The following is a 13,492-nucleotide window of genomic DNA, read 5'->3' as shown; positions in this document are numbered from 1 at the left end:
CCAGTGTAATGCGTTCTAGGTCTTGCCGGAATCCGGTTCCGAAGGATCGCCGAAAAGATCGGGGCTCGGTTTGCTTTCGGGAGCCTGCAGGCGCCGCGCGGTGCCTTCGACCAGCTTCAGTTCGACGATCTCCGCACCCTGCGACGTGGCGCCCAGGTCGCGGAACTTGCGAGCCGACACGAGCACGCGGCTCTCCAGCGAGGCGATCGCCCGGTTGTAGTTCATCGTGGCGCCCTCGAGGCCCGTGCCCACCTTCGCCAAGTGCTCGGCCATGTCGCCCAGGCGCTTGTGGAGCTCCTGGCCGAGCTGGCTGATCTCGCGCGCGTTGTCCGCGATGCTCTCCTGGCGCCAGCCATAGGCGACGGCGCGCAGCAAGGCGATGAGCGACGTGGGCGAGGCCACGATCACGTTGTTCGTGAAGCCGAACTCCATCAGCTCGGGATCGGCCTCGAGCGCGGCGGCCGCGAACGACTCGCCGGGGATGAACATCACCACCACCTCGGGCGTGGGCTCGAACTGCTCCCAGTACGACTTGCGCGAGAGCGACGTGAGGTGCCCGCGCACGAGCTGCGCATGCTGGCGGAGCTTCTCGCGGCGGTCTTCCTCCGTCAGCGCGTCGTGGGCATCCATGTACGCGATGACTGGCGCCTTGGCATCGACGACGATCTGGCGCCCGCCCGGAAGCTTCACGACGAGGTCGGGGCGCACGCGGCCGTCTTCCGTCTCGGCGGTCTCCTGCTCGGCGAAATCGCAGTGGTTCAGCATGCCGGCCAGCTCGACGACGCGGCGCAGCTGCACCTCGCCCCAGCGGCCGCGCACATGCGGCTGGCGCAGCGCCCGCACCAGGTTGCTCGTCTCGTTGCGCAGCAGGCCCTGGGCCTCCGACATCAGCGCGAACTGGGCGCGCAGCTCGCCGTAGGCACTCTCCCGCGCCTTCTCGAGGGCGAGGATCTTCTCGTCCACGCTCTTCAGCGACGCCGACACGGGCGCCACGAGGGAATCGATCGCGATCTGGCGCTTCTCGAGATCGCCCTTCGCGCCCTGGTGGAACTCGTTGAGCGAGGTCTTGGCGAGGTCGAGGAAGGACTGGTTGTTCTGGCGCAGCGCCTCGGAGGACAGCGACTTGAAGGCGTTCTCCATCACTTGCTTCGCGCTTTCGATGAGGGCCAGCTTCTCGTCGGACTGCTGGCGTTCCTCCTCGAGGCGCGTGGCGAGCTCGGCACCCTTCTCGCGAAGCTGCGAGACCTCGGCCCCGAGCTTCACGATGGCCAGCTCGCGCTCGCGGATCGTGCCGCGCATCTCCTCGGCCTGGCGGGCCCTCTCCTCGAACGAGGCGCTGCGCTGCACGGCCTCCATCAGCTGGGCGCGAAGCGTGGTGGCTTCCTTCTCCTGCTCCGCGGCCTGCACGCCGGCGCGCTGGGCTTGTTCCCTCGAGGCGACGAGCTGCGCTTCCAGCTCGGCCACGCGGCGTTGGTCCTGCACCGGCCGGGCACGCCCGAAGAAAAATGCGGCACCAAATCCCACGACGGCGCAGAGGACGGCGATGACGGCGGTTGCGAGCGCGGATTCCATGGCCGTATTTTCTCACGCCCTCGTTAAGATAAGCGCATGCCCGAATTGCCCGACGTGCAGGTCTACCTGGAGGCCCTGGAACGGTGCGTCGTGGGCCAGCGGCTCGAGCGGATCAAGCTCTCGAGTCCTTTCGTCCTGCGCAGCTTCGATCCACCGCTGGACGCCGTCTTCGGCAAGGCCGTGCTCGGTGTGCGCCGGATCGGCAAGCGCATCGTGCTCGGCTTCGAGGATGGGCTCTTCCTGGTGATCCACCTGATGATCGCGGGGCGCTTCCGCTGGCGCGACAAGGGCGTGAAGCCTGGCGTGGGCGCCCGGATCCTCCTGGCGACGTTCGAGTTTCCGGAAGGGGTCCTGCTCTTCACCGAGGCCGGGACGAAGAAGCGCGCCTCGCTCACGCTGGTGCGCGGCGAGGAGGCGTTGAAGGCGCTGGATCCGGGCGGCATCGAGCCGCTGGAGGCCTCCGCGGCCGACTTCCACGCGGCCCTGGTGCGCGAGAACCACACGCTGAAACGCGCGCTCACCGATCCGCGCCTCTTCAGCGGCATCGGCAACGCGTATTCGGACGAGATCCTCCACGCGGCGAAGCTCTCGCCGATGAAGCTCACGAAGTCGCTGACTGAAACGGAATCGTCACGCTTGCGGGACGCCACGCGCGAGACGCTCTCGCGTTGGACCCAGTGGCTGCGGGATGAGGTGGGGGACGGTTTCCCCGAGAAGGTGACCGCTTTCCACGACCGGATGGCCGTGCATGGGCGCTACAAGCTGCCCTGCCCCGTTTGCGGCTCCCCGGTACAGCGGATCGTGTACGCGGAGAACGAGGCGAACTACTGTGCCCGGTGCCAGACGGGCGGAAAGCTGCTGGCGGATCGAAGCCTGTCGAGGCTACTGAAGGACGACTGGCCGAAGTCGATCGACGACCTCTGAACGCCTTCGGCTTACTGGGAGACGGACGCGACGCTGGCGACGGCGGAAACGGCGATCGAGACGAAGAGGACGGTGAAGGTGGCGGCGAGGAAGAAGGTGATCATTGGGGGCTCCTTGGGGGTGAATGCGTTGTCGATGGGTGAACTCTAGGGACCGCCCCGGCCCCCGGACAGCGGAAAGCGACGAATTGCAGGAATCCGGGGCCGAAATGGGCCCTGGCCGCCCGTTCCGGTAAAGAGCGCTTCCGCACCGTTTGCGAACTAGTTCACTTCGGGGATTCCGGGGGCCCTGTAGGTTCCGGCTATAACGGGAGAAATCCGGATGCTGGGCACCTACAACCAAGGCCTCGTGCTGCTGTCGCTGCTGGTCGCCATGATGGCGTCCTACACGGCGCTCGACCTGGCGTCGCGCATCACCGCCTCGACCGGCGCCGCCGCGGTGGCCTGGCTGCTCGGCGGCGCGTTCGCGATGGGCACCGGCATCTGGTCGATGCACTTCATCGGGATGCTGGCCTTCGATCTCCCGATCGCGATGTCCTACGACATCCCGATCACGGTGGGCTCCATGGGCATCGCGATCGTGGTCTCCGGCTTTGCCCTGCTGATCGCCACGCGCCAGACCTTGAGCCACTGGCGGCTGGCCGCCGCGGGCGTGCTGATGGGCCTGGGGATCTGCTCCATGCACTACGCGGGCATGGCCGCGATGGAGGTGCTGCCGGCCATCCGATACGACGCCCTCCTCTTCCTCGCCTCCGTCGCGGTCGCCATCGCCGCGGCGACGGCCGCCTTGTGGATCGCCTTCCAGCTCCGCACCAACGGCCGGCGCCGGATCCTCGCCCGCATGGGAAGCGCGGTGATCATGGGCGGCGCCATCGTCGGCATGCACTACACGGGCATGGCCGCGGCGAACTTCGCGCCGGGCTCGATCTGCCTCGGCGGGCCGCTCGCCACCAACGGCTGGATGGCCGCCACGATCGCGATCATCACCTTCCTGATCCTCTGCGGGACGCTCTCGCTGTCGGTCCTCGATGCCCGCATGGAATCGAAGACGGCGCAGATGGCCTCCTGGCTGCAATCGGCCAACGCGGAGCTGCAGCGCCTCGTCCTGCACGATTCGCTCACCAAGCTGCCCAACCGCCTGCTGCTCGAGGACCGCCTCCAGCAGGCCGTCGAGGCCTGCCGCCGCCACGGCGGGCGCTGCGCGGTGCTCTTCGTCGACCTGGACCGCTTCAAGACCCTGAACGATTCCCTGGGCCACTATGCGGGCGACCGCGTGCTGCGGACCATCGCCGACCGGCTGCGCGCCGCGGTGCGCGAAGAAGACACGGTCTCGCGCCTGGGCGGCGACGAGTTCGTGATCCTGCTTCGCAACGTCTCGCGTCCCGAGGACGCCGGCGAGACCGCGGCCAAGATCATGAGCACCCTGTCGCGCGTGATTCCCTTCGACGGGCTGGACCTGCGCGTGGGCTCGAGCATCGGCATCAGCCTCTTTCCCGAGCACGGCCAGGACGCGACGCGGCTGATCGCGAGCGCGGACGCGGCGATGTACCACGTGAAGAAATCCGGCCGCGCGAACGTGGCCTACTTCTCCGAGGACATGAACACCTTCTCGCCCGAGCAGCTGGTCCTCGAGTCGGAGCTGCGGACGGCGGTCGAACGCCAGCAGCTCATCCTCCACTACCAGCCCAAGGTCGACCTGCATACGGGGCGCATCACCGGCGTCGAGGCACTGGTCCGGTGGAAGCACCCGGAGCGTGGCCTCGTGCCGCCGGCCGAGTTCATCCCGTTCGCCGAGGAAACCGGCCTCATCATCCCGATCGGCAACTGGGTGCTACGGGAAGCGTGCGTGCAGAACAAGGCGTGGCAGCGGCGTGGGCTCCCGGACCTGGTGATGGCCGTGAACATCTCCGGCCTGCAGTTCCAGCAGGCGGATCTCGTGCAAACGGTGTCGGAAGTCCTCGAGGAAAGCGGGCTGGATCCCTCGCTGCTCGAGCTCGAGATCACGGAGAGCGTCGTGATGCACAACGCTCCGCAGGCGATCGTGATGCTGGAAGAGCTGCACCGCATGGGCGTGGGCCTGTCGATCGACGACTTCGGCACCGGCTACTCGAGCCTCAATTACCTGAAGCGGTTCCCGATCCAGAAGCTGAAGATCGACCAGTCGTTCATCGCCGACCTCTCGGTCGACGCCGACGATGCGGCGATCGTGCAGGCCATCATGGCGATGGCCCATGGCCTGCGCTTGGGCATCGTCGCCGAGGGCGTCGAGCGCGAGGACCAGCTCCAGTTCCTCCGCGGCCTGGGCCAGGGCGAGTACCAGGGCTTCCTGTTCAGCCAGGCGGTGCCGGCAGCCGACGTGGAGCGCCGGCTGCTCGCCCAGCCCTCCAGCGTGGTGGTGACGGGGAACTAGCCCGCCTAGGCGGGCTGTCGGGACCTGCTCCGCCCTACGCTGCTTCCCGCGACGCGCGCTTGCGGTCGTGCTCCGAGAGGAAACGCTTGCGGAGGCGGATCGACTTCGGCGTGACTTCCACCAGCTCGTCGTCCTCGATGAACTCCACGGCGGATTCCAGCGTGAGCTGGATCGGCGGCGTGAGGACGACGTTCTCGTCCTTGCCTGCGGAGCGCACGTTGGTGAGCTTCTTGCCCTTCACCGGGTTCACGATGAGATCGTTGTCGCGGCTGTGGACGCCGATCACCATGCCGACGTACAGGCGCTCGCCCGGCGACACGAACATCTTGCCGCGGTCTTCGAGGTTGAAGAGCGCGAAGGCAACGGCATCGCCCTGCTCCGAAGAGATCAGCACGCCGTTGCGCCGCGACGGCAGCTGCGTGCCGACCGGGCCGTACTTGTCGAACACGTGGCTCTTGATCCCCGTGCCGCGCGTGAGCGTCATGAATTCCATGTGGAAGCCGATCAGCCCGCGCGAGGGAATGCTGTAGTCGAGGCGAACGCGGCCCTTGCCGTCCGGGACCATGTCCGTGAGCTCGCCACCGCGGCGGCCCAGCTCTTCCATGATCTTGCCCTGGTTGTTCGTGTCGACGTCGACCGTGAGGCTCTCCCACGGCTCCTGCTTCACGCCGTCGACTTCCTTCACGACGACGCGCGGCTTGCCCACCGCGAGCTCGTAGCCTTCGCGGCGCATGTTCTCGATGAGGATGGTCAGGTGCAGTTCGCCCCGGCCGGAGACGCGGAAGACATCCACGTCGCTCGTGTCCTCGACCTTCAGGGCCACGTTGGAGAGCAGCTCGCGCGCGAGGCGCTCGCGGATCTGGCGGCTGGTGACATACTTGCCTTCCTGGCCCGCGTAGGGCGAGGTGTTCACCTGGAAGTTCATGGTGAGCGTCGGCTCGTCCACGCCGACCATCGGCAGGCCTTCCTGGATGATCGGGTCGGAGAACGTCGTGCCGATCACGAAATCCTCGATGCCGGTGACGGAGACGATCTCGCCCACGCCGGCGACGTCCGTTTCAACTTTTTCCAGGCCCTGGAACGTGTGCAGCAGGCCGATCTTGGCTTTGCGCACGAGCTTGTCGCCGGCCATGATCGCCACTTCCTGCGCTTTCTTGATCGTGCCGCGGCGGATGCGGCCGACGGCGATACGCCCGAGGAACGTCGAGTAGTCGACGGCGCTGATCTGCAGCTGCAGGCCGCCTTCGCGGTCGCCCTTGGGCTCCGGAACGTTCTTCAGCACGCAGTCGAACAGCGGACGCATGTCGGTGCCGACCACGCCTTCTTCCATCGTGGCCCAGCCGTTCAGGGCCGAGGCGTAGATCACCGGGAAATCGAGCTGTTCTTCCGTCGCGCCGAGCTTGTCCATGAGATCGAAGGTCTGGCTGACCACCCAATCGGGGCGGGCGCCATCGCGGTCGACCTTGTTGATCACCACGATCGGCTTCAGGCCCTGGGCCAGTGCCTTGCGCGTGACGAAGCGGGTCTGCGGCATCGGGCCTTCGACGGCATCGACCAGCAGCAGCACGCTGTCGACCATCGACAGCACGCGCTCGACCTCACCGCCGAAATCCGCGTGGCCGGGGGTGTCGACGATGTTGATGTGGACGCCGTGGTAATCCACCGCCGTGTTCTTGGCGAGGATGGTGATGCCCCGTTCCTTCTCGATGTCGCCCGAGTCCATCACCCGTTCGGCGATGTGCTGGTGCTTGGCGAACGTGCCCGCCTGGTGGAGGAGTTTGTCGACGAGCGTGGTCTTGCCGTGGTCGACGTGGGCAATGATGGCGATGTTGCGGAGAGGCCGGGACATGGAAAGGACCTATTTGATGACAGCTGTAAAAAATCTTTAATTAACTCAACATTTTAGCATCCCGGCTGTTGCAGTGCATCAACTTTCTGCGTCAGTCCTCCCGGTTGCGCATCCAGTCCGCGGTCTTGAAGAGCGCTCCGCCCAGCTGGAGGCGGAGCAATTCCTCCAGCCCGACCTCCTCCATGGCCTGCGCCATGCACGCCATCCACTGGTCGCGCTCGACCGCGCCGATGGAAAACGGCAGGTGGCGGGCGCGCAGCATGGGGTGGCCGAACTCGTCGGTGTAGAGCGGCGGGCCGCCGAGCCAGCCGGACAGGAACATGAACAGGCGCTTGCGCCCGTTCTCGAGCGTCCCCGGGTGGGCGCGCCGGAGTTGTGCGTACCCGGGCTCCAGGTCCATCAGGTCGTAGAAACGGTCCACCAGCTCGCGCAGGACCGGCTCCCCGCCCATGCGCTCGTAGGGCGTGGGCGTGTTGGCTTCGGCATTCATGCCGCCATTATCGCAGCCTCAGTTGATCCTCCAGCTGCGCGTCGCGGGGCTCGCGTCCACGTTGCCTGCCGCGTCGATCGCCCGCACCCGGAAGGTGCGGTTGCCGACCGCGACGCCCGTGTAGGTCTTCGGGCTGGTGCACGGAGCGTAGGCGGCCGAATCGAGCTGGCACTCGAAATTGGAGGGGGTCTGCGACGAGGAGAACGTGAACGTCGCGGTCGTCGAGGTCACCGTGCCCGAGGGCCCGCTGTTGATCGTCGTGTTGGGCGCCGACGTATCGACGATCCACGAGTAGCTGGCGGGCGTCGCATCCACGTTGCCCAGCGAATCGGTCGCGCGCACCTGGAACGTGTGCGAAGCCTGCGAGAGGCCGCTGTAGCTCTTCGGGCTCGTGCAGGCCGCGAACGAGGCCCCATCCAGCTTGCACTGGAAGGTCGCGGTCTCGGACGCGGAGAACGAGAAGGATGCGCTGGTGGAATTCGAAGCGGCCGGAGGAAACGACGTGATCCCCGTCCCGGGCGCCGTCGTATCCACGGTCCACGTGCGCGACGCCGGGGTCGGGTCCACATTGCCGGCGGAATCCTTCGCGCGAACGTCGAACGTATGCGAGCCATCGGAAAGCGCGCTCAGCACGCGCGGCGACGTGCAGGCGGCAAACGCGGCGCCATCCAGCCGGCACTCGAACGTGACGCCCCCCTCGGGCGAGCTGAAGGTGAAGGTCGCGGACACCTGCGTCGTCGCTCCGCTCGGCCCCGACACGATCGCGGTGTCGGCCGCCACCGTGTCGATCGTCCACGCGAAGCTGCTGGGCGATCCGTCGGGATTGCCGGCTCCGTCGAACGCGCGCACCTGGAAGGTGTGCGCGCCGTCGGCGAGCGAGGAATACGTGGCCGGACTCGTGCAAGCGGCGAAGGCCGCGCCGTCGAGGCGGCACTGGAACGTGGATCCCGGCTCGTTCGCGGAGAACACGAAGGTCGCCGCGGGAAAAATCGAGGCCGGAGCCGGACCGGAAACGATCAGCGTGTCCGGAGAGGTCAGGTCCACGGTCCATGAGAACGACGGCGGCGTGGGGTCGGGTTGCCCCGCCCCGTCTCGCGCCCGCACGGAGAACTGGTGCGCGCCTTCCGCGAGGCTCGCATAGGTCTTCGGGCTGGTGCAGGGCGTGTAACCGGACTCGGCATCGAGCTTGCACTCGAACGCGGTGGCCGGCTCCGATGCCGAAAAGGTGAAGGTCGGAGCCTGCGACGCGGTCGTGTCCGAGGGGTGCGACAAGATGAAGGTCTCGGGCGGCACCGTGTCGACGGTCCAGTGGCGGCTTGCGTAGGGGTACGGCGTCGCATTGCCGTAGAGATCCACCGCCTGGACCCGGAACGTGTACGAACCGTCCGAGAGCGCGGGGTACGTGACCGGGCTGGTGCAGGGGGTGAAGAATCCGTCCCCCAGCAGGCACGCGAACGTGGCGCCCGATTCCGTCGAGGTGAACGTGAACGTCGCGCTGGCCTGGGAGGTCGTGGAAGACTCGACCGGCCCGGAGGTGATCGTAACGTCCGGCCCGATGGTATCGACGACCCACGTGATGGACGCCGGCGTGGGATCGATGTGCCCCAGCCCGTCCACGGCCCTGGCGCTGAACGTATGCGTTCCCTGCGAGAGCGACGAGACCGTGGTGCTTCCGATCGTCGTGAAGACGTCCCAGCACGGCCGCCAGGCCTCGCCGTCGAGGCTGCACTGCACCGAGCCGCTGCCGGGCTCGCTGGAGGCGAACTGGAAGGTCGCGGTCGTGCCATGCCCCTGCCAGGGGCCGGTGAGCGTGGTATCCGGCGGCGACACGTCATAGACCCACGTGTAGCTGGGCGGGAAGGCCTCGATGTTCCCGGCGGCATCGACGGCGCGCACGCGGAACGTGTGCGTGCCTTCGGGGAGCCCCGTGTACGACTTCGGCGTCGAGCACGGCGTGAACGGCTCGCCATCGAGGGAGCACTGGAACACGGCGCCCGAGTCGTTCTTGGTGAACGTGAAGGTCGCGCTTGCGCTGCCCGAAGGGTTCGGCGGCTTGTTGACGATGGACGAGCTCGGCGCGTTGGTGTCGATGAACCACGCGTATTCCGCGGGCGTCTGGTCGACGCCGAATGCGTTGACCGCGCGCACGTAGAAGCGATCCGATCCGAAGAGTCCCGAGAAGGTCACCGGGCTGGTGCAGGGTGCGAACGCCGTCGAGAACAAGCGGCACTCGAAGGTCGCGGTCGGGTCGTTCGAGCTGAACGTGAAGGTCGCCGTCGTCTGGTTGGTCGGAACCGGCGGCGTGGAAAGGATCGTGGTCTCGGGCGGAGCAGCCACCGACCACGCGTGCGTGGCGGGCGTGGGCTCGGTGCCCCACTCGTTCACCGCGCGCACCTGGAAGGTATGCGGCCCGTTCGCGAGACCGTTGTAGTTGCCGCCGGCGCAGGGCGCGAAGGGAGCGCCATCCAGCGAGCATTCGAAGGTGGCTCCGTAGCCCGACACGTCCCAGTCGTGGCCCCAGCCGAACTGCACGTTCGTACCCGACGGATTGGCCGGGTAGCTCAACAGGGTCGTGTCGGCGATGCCACCGGTGATCAGCGTGAGGGTGCCCTGCGTCGAACCCACGTGCACCGTCGTGCCCTGGGTGGTGAACGGTGTGGCCGCCGCGATCGCCCGCACGCAGATCATGTCGCCATTGTTCGCGGTCCCGGGCGTGGCCACGTAGTCGAACGTGCAGCCGATCGAGTACGTTCCATTCTCGATGGTGACCGGCACGGCCACGTTGATGCCCCCGATGCGAACCGGATCCGTCTGCCACTGCGCGGAGGGACCGAAGCGCCCGAAGACCGGCCGGAAAGCCAACGGGTTGGGTTCGGCATCGGCGCCGCTGACGGCGAAGTCGGTGTCGAAATCGAACTTGTCCGCGAAGTACCGGGCGATTCGCGCCGACTCGACGCCGGCCTCTTCCCGCGTGCCCACCGCGATCACCTGGCCGCTCGCGTTGGGATACGCGGCCTTCAGCAGGTCGTCGCCCCCCAGCTCTTCCACCAGCGGGTTGAAGTCCATGCCGCCCCAGCCGCCATAGAAGCGCGTCATGCCGAAATAGCTGGCGCCGGTCGAGGGGCGAACGACGGTTCCGCCCAGGATGAGGTCGCCGCTTCCCGGCACGACGGCCACCGAGGTCGTGGTCACGTCGCTGAATTCGCGGTCGTAGAAGATGCCCATGCGGGTCATCGAGTGATAGAGCGGCCACGAGTAGTCGGGAGTCCCGTACGGCGTCATGCGCACGTAGAGGAAGTTGGACATGGATTGCGTGCCGTAGCCATGGCCGTCGCGTCCCGCCGCCACGATGCTCCCGAAGGTGTCGAGCGTCACCGCGAACGCCTCGTCGTCATGGCCCCCGAACGCATTGACCACGGCCGCCCCCCCCTGGCCGAAGCCCATGTCGGGCGTGCCGTAGCTCTGGAATCCCATGAAGAGGAAGTTCTTGTCGGCGCCCGGCTGGCGGGCGTAGCCCACGCCCACGAAGCCGTTGGAGGTGCGCACCGCGGCTCGGATCTCGCTGTCGCCCAGGCCGGATGCCGCCAGCCACGCGCCCGCGGGGCCCGAGGAAAAGCCGGCGTCGCGAAAGCCGTACGAGTAGTAGCGGGCGACCATGGAGCGCCAGGCACCGCCCGTCTCCGGCCCGTTGTACGACCCCAGCGCGAAGATCGTCCCGTCCGCCTGCACGACGAGCGCGTTCACGCGGTGGCCGTCACTCGAGTCGTCGATCGCAAGACCCGGTCCGGAGATCCCGAACGAATAGTCCGGCGTGCCCGTGTCGTTGAAACGCACCAGGGCGACCCTGCCGTCGAGCACGGTGGCCACGAGCAGCTTGCCGTCGGGCTGGACCGCGATCGCCGTGACGCGGAATTCGGCCGTCGCCTGCATCGCGGAGTACTGCGTGGATCCACCGCCGAAGAAGGCCGTGTCCGCCGTTCCGTCGGCGTTGCGCTTCGCGATCGTGATGGAGAGCGGGGAACCGGAAGGCACGCTCTGGCCCGCCAGCAGGATCCCGCCATCGGGCGCGGCGACCGAGGCTTCCACCCGCATCGGGAGGGCGGCCTGCGAGGACGAGACGGGAACGAGGGCGAACGCGAGCGCGAGGCTCGCAGCGGCACGGCGCAGCATGAGGACTCTCCCTGAGCTTCTTCTTGTTGGGCCCGGAGGCCGGTTCACGCGGCCAAGATACCGAGTTTGCGGCGTCCGTCCAACCCGGGGATTCACCCCAGCCAGGGACGCTCGCGCCGCCGGCGATCTTCGTAGGCGGCGATGTCCGCCTCGTGACGCAGGGTGAGGTCGATCTCGTCCAGGCCCGCCAGCAGGCACTCCTTGCGGAAGGGATCGACGTCGAACCGGTCGACCCTGCCGTCCGGGCCGGTGACGGTCTGCGCGGCGAGATCGATCGACATCGAGGCTCCGGGCTTCGCTTCGAGCGCGGCGCGAAGCTCGGTCACTCGCCCGGGAGGCAGCACGATCGCGAGCACGCCATTCTTGAAGGAGTTCTCGAAGAAGATGTCGCCGAACGAAGGCGCGATCCAGGCACGCAGCCCGCTTCCCGCCAGGGCCCACACCGCGCCTTCGCGGGACGACCCGCAGCCGAAGTTGTCCGCCGCGACGAGGATCTGCGCACCCCGGTACTCCGCGCGATCGAGGACGAAGGACGCGTCGGCCTCGCGAAGGTCCGCGAACAGGAAGTTCTCGTAGCCCGCGGATCGGGGCTGGCGCAGGAAGCGCGCGGGAATGATGCGGTCGGTGTCGACGTTCACGATGTCGAGCGGCACGGCCACGGCGGTGAGCGTCGTGAACGGTTTCATCGCAGCAGCTTCCGGACGTCGGTGATGCATCCCGTGACGGCGGCGGCCGCGGCCATCGCCGGGCTCATGAGATGCGTGCGCGCGCCCTTGCCCTGGCGGCCCTCGAAGTTGCGGTTCGAGGTGGACGCCACGCGCTCGCCCGAGCCTGCCAGGTCGCCGTTCATGCCGACGCACATCGAGCAGCCCGCGTCGCGCCATTCGAAGCCCGCGTCGAGGAAGACGCGGTCGAGTCCTTCGGCCTCCGCGTCGCGCTTGACGAGGCCCGAGCCGGGGACCACGAGCGCGGGCACCTTGGCCTTGCGTCCACGCACGACCTCGGCGGCGGCACGCAGGTCCTCCAGCCGGCTGTTGGTGCACGACCCGATGAAGACGCGCTCGATCGGAAGGCCGTCGATGCGGGCTCCGGGCCGCAGGTCCATGTAGCCCAGCGCCTTCTCCATGCTGCCCCGCCGCGCGGCATCGGCTTCGCGCGAGGGGTCGGGCACCACGCCCGAGATGCCCACGCCGTGCTCGGGGCTGGTGCCCCAGGTCGCCATCGGTTCCAGCGCGCTTGCATCAAGCGTCACCTCGCGATCGAAGCGCGAGTCGGGATCCGAGGGCAAGGCGCGCCAAAGTGCAACGGCCCGCTCCCAATACTCCCCTTTCGGAGCCTGAGGACGGCCGTGCAAGTAGGCGAACGTCGTCTCGTCGGGTGCGACCAGGCCCGCCTTCGCGCCCGCCTCGATCGACATATTGCAGATCGTCATGCGCGCTTCCATCGAGAGGGCGCGAATGCCGGGACCCGCGTACTCGAAGGTGTAGCCGGTGCCGCCGAAGGCGCCGATCCTCGCGATCAGCGCGAGGATGATGTCCTTCGCGTGCACGCCCGGCGACAGCGCTCCTTCGACGGTCACGCGAAACGTCTTCGACGGCGCTTGCCACAACGCTTGCGTGGCGAGCACGTGGGCCACTTCCGAAGCGCCGATGCCGAAGGCGAGCGCCCCGAACGCGCCGTGCGTCGAGGTATGCGAATCGCCGCACACCAGCGTGATGCCCGGTTGCGTGATGCCCTGCTCCGGCCCCACCACGTGGACGATCCCCTGGCGATCGTCGCCGACGGGATAGATCGTGATGCCGTTCGCCGCGGCGTTGGCAGCGAGCGTCTCCACCTTGTCGCGCAGCTCGGGATGGGTGATCGGATGGCGGTTGTGCGTCGGAACGTAATGGTCCGGCGTCGCGAACGAGGCCTCGGGACGGCGCACCGCTCGGCCGGCCTGCTTCAGCGCCAGGAAGGCGTGGAAGCTCCCGTCGTGCACGAGCTGGCGGTCGATGTAGAGCAGCGTGCGTCCGCCCGCGCCGTGCGCGATCGCGTGGTCGTTCCAGATCTTCTCGTAGAGCGTGAGGCCCACGGGA

The 13,492-nt window shown here is 67.7% G+C and carries 8 protein-coding genes; 2 read left to right on the top strand and 6 right to left on the bottom strand.

What is annotated here, in order from left to right:
- Window positions 1-15: 15 nt before the first annotated feature.
- A complete protein-coding gene (locus DSM104443_RS10270; RefSeq protein WP_171091894.1) occupies window positions 16-1,572 on the bottom strand; it encodes a DNA recombination protein RmuC in 1,557 nt (518 codons plus the stop codon).
- Window positions 1,573-1,608: 36 nt separating this feature from the next.
- Here DSM104443_RS10270 and DSM104443_RS10265 point away from each other — a divergent pair, with 36 nt between their 5' ends.
- A complete protein-coding gene (locus DSM104443_RS10265) occupies window positions 1,609-2,496 on the top strand; it encodes an Fpg/Nei family DNA glycosylase (protein ID WP_171091893.1) in 888 nt (295 codons plus the stop codon).
- Between the two features lie 321 nt (window positions 2,497-2,817).
- Window positions 2,818-4,905: a putative bifunctional diguanylate cyclase/phosphodiesterase gene (locus DSM104443_RS10260; RefSeq protein WP_171091891.1), complete on the top strand. Its 2,088-nt coding sequence runs from the start codon at window positions 2,818-2,820 to the stop codon at window positions 4,903-4,905.
- A gap of 34 nt (window positions 4,906-4,939) precedes the next feature.
- Here the strand turns inward: DSM104443_RS10260 and typA are convergent, their stop codons facing one another.
- The 5 genes from typA to leuC form a co-directional block, all read right to left on the bottom strand.
- On the bottom strand, window positions 4,940-6,754 hold the full coding sequence (gene typA, locus DSM104443_RS10255) for a translational GTPase TypA (protein ID WP_171091889.1): 1,815 nt from the start codon (window positions 6,752-6,754) through the stop codon (window positions 4,940-4,942).
- 91 nt (window positions 6,755-6,845) lie between these two features.
- Window positions 6,846-7,244, bottom strand: coding sequence for a group II truncated hemoglobin (locus tag DSM104443_RS10250; protein ID WP_171091887.1), 399 nt, complete (start codon window positions 7,242-7,244; stop codon window positions 6,846-6,848).
- 18 nt (window positions 7,245-7,262) lie between these two features.
- Complete coding sequence (locus DSM104443_RS10245) at window positions 7,263-11,414, bottom strand: hypothetical protein (protein ID WP_171091884.1); 4,152 nt, start codon at window positions 11,412-11,414, stop codon at window positions 7,263-7,265.
- 92 nt (window positions 11,415-11,506) lie between these two features.
- The gene (gene leuD, locus DSM104443_RS10240; RefSeq protein ID WP_171091882.1) at window positions 11,507-12,100 is read right to left on the bottom strand and encodes a 3-isopropylmalate dehydratase small subunit; all 594 of its coding nucleotides are present in this window, start codon (window positions 12,098-12,100) and stop codon (window positions 11,507-11,509) included.
- The gene (gene leuC, locus DSM104443_RS10235) at window positions 12,097-13,488 is read right to left on the bottom strand and encodes a 3-isopropylmalate dehydratase large subunit (protein ID WP_171091880.1); all 1,392 of its coding nucleotides are present in this window, start codon (window positions 13,486-13,488) and stop codon (window positions 12,097-12,099) included. Before leuC ends, leuD begins: the two co-directional genes overlap by 4 nt.
- Between the last annotated feature and the right edge of the window lie 4 nt (window positions 13,489-13,492).

The organism is Usitatibacter rugosus (assembly GCF_013003965.1).
Lineage (GTDB): Bacteria > Pseudomonadota > Gammaproteobacteria > Burkholderiales > Usitatibacteraceae > Usitatibacter > Usitatibacter rugosus.
Note: the sequence above shows the minus strand (reverse complement) of the source record. Positions and strands in the feature narration are given on the sequence as shown.

Excerpts from the sequence above, each read along its gene's own strand:
- DSM104443_RS10270 (WP_171091894.1), bottom strand. The coding sequence starts at position 1,572 with ATGGAATCCGCGCTCGCAACCGCCGTCATCGCCGTCCTCTGCGCCGTC.
- DSM104443_RS10265 (WP_171091893.1), top strand. The coding sequence starts at position 1,609 with ATGCCCGAATTGCCCGACGTGCAGGTCTACCTGGAGGCCCTGGAACGG.
- DSM104443_RS10260 (WP_171091891.1), top strand. The coding sequence starts at position 2,818 with ATGCTGGGCACCTACAACCAAGGCCTCGTGCTGCTGTCGCTGCTGGTC.
- typA (WP_171091889.1), bottom strand. The coding sequence starts at position 6,754 with ATGTCCCGGCCTCTCCGCAACATCGCCATCATTGCCCACGTCGACCAC.
- DSM104443_RS10250 (WP_171091887.1), bottom strand. The coding sequence starts at position 7,244 with ATGAATGCCGAAGCCAACACGCCCACGCCCTACGAGCGCATGGGCGGG.
- DSM104443_RS10245 (WP_171091884.1), bottom strand. The coding sequence starts at position 11,414 with ATGCTGCGCCGTGCCGCTGCGAGCCTCGCGCTCGCGTTCGCCCTCGTT.
- leuD (WP_171091882.1), bottom strand. The coding sequence starts at position 12,100 with ATGAAACCGTTCACGACGCTCACCGCCGTGGCCGTGCCGCTCGACATC.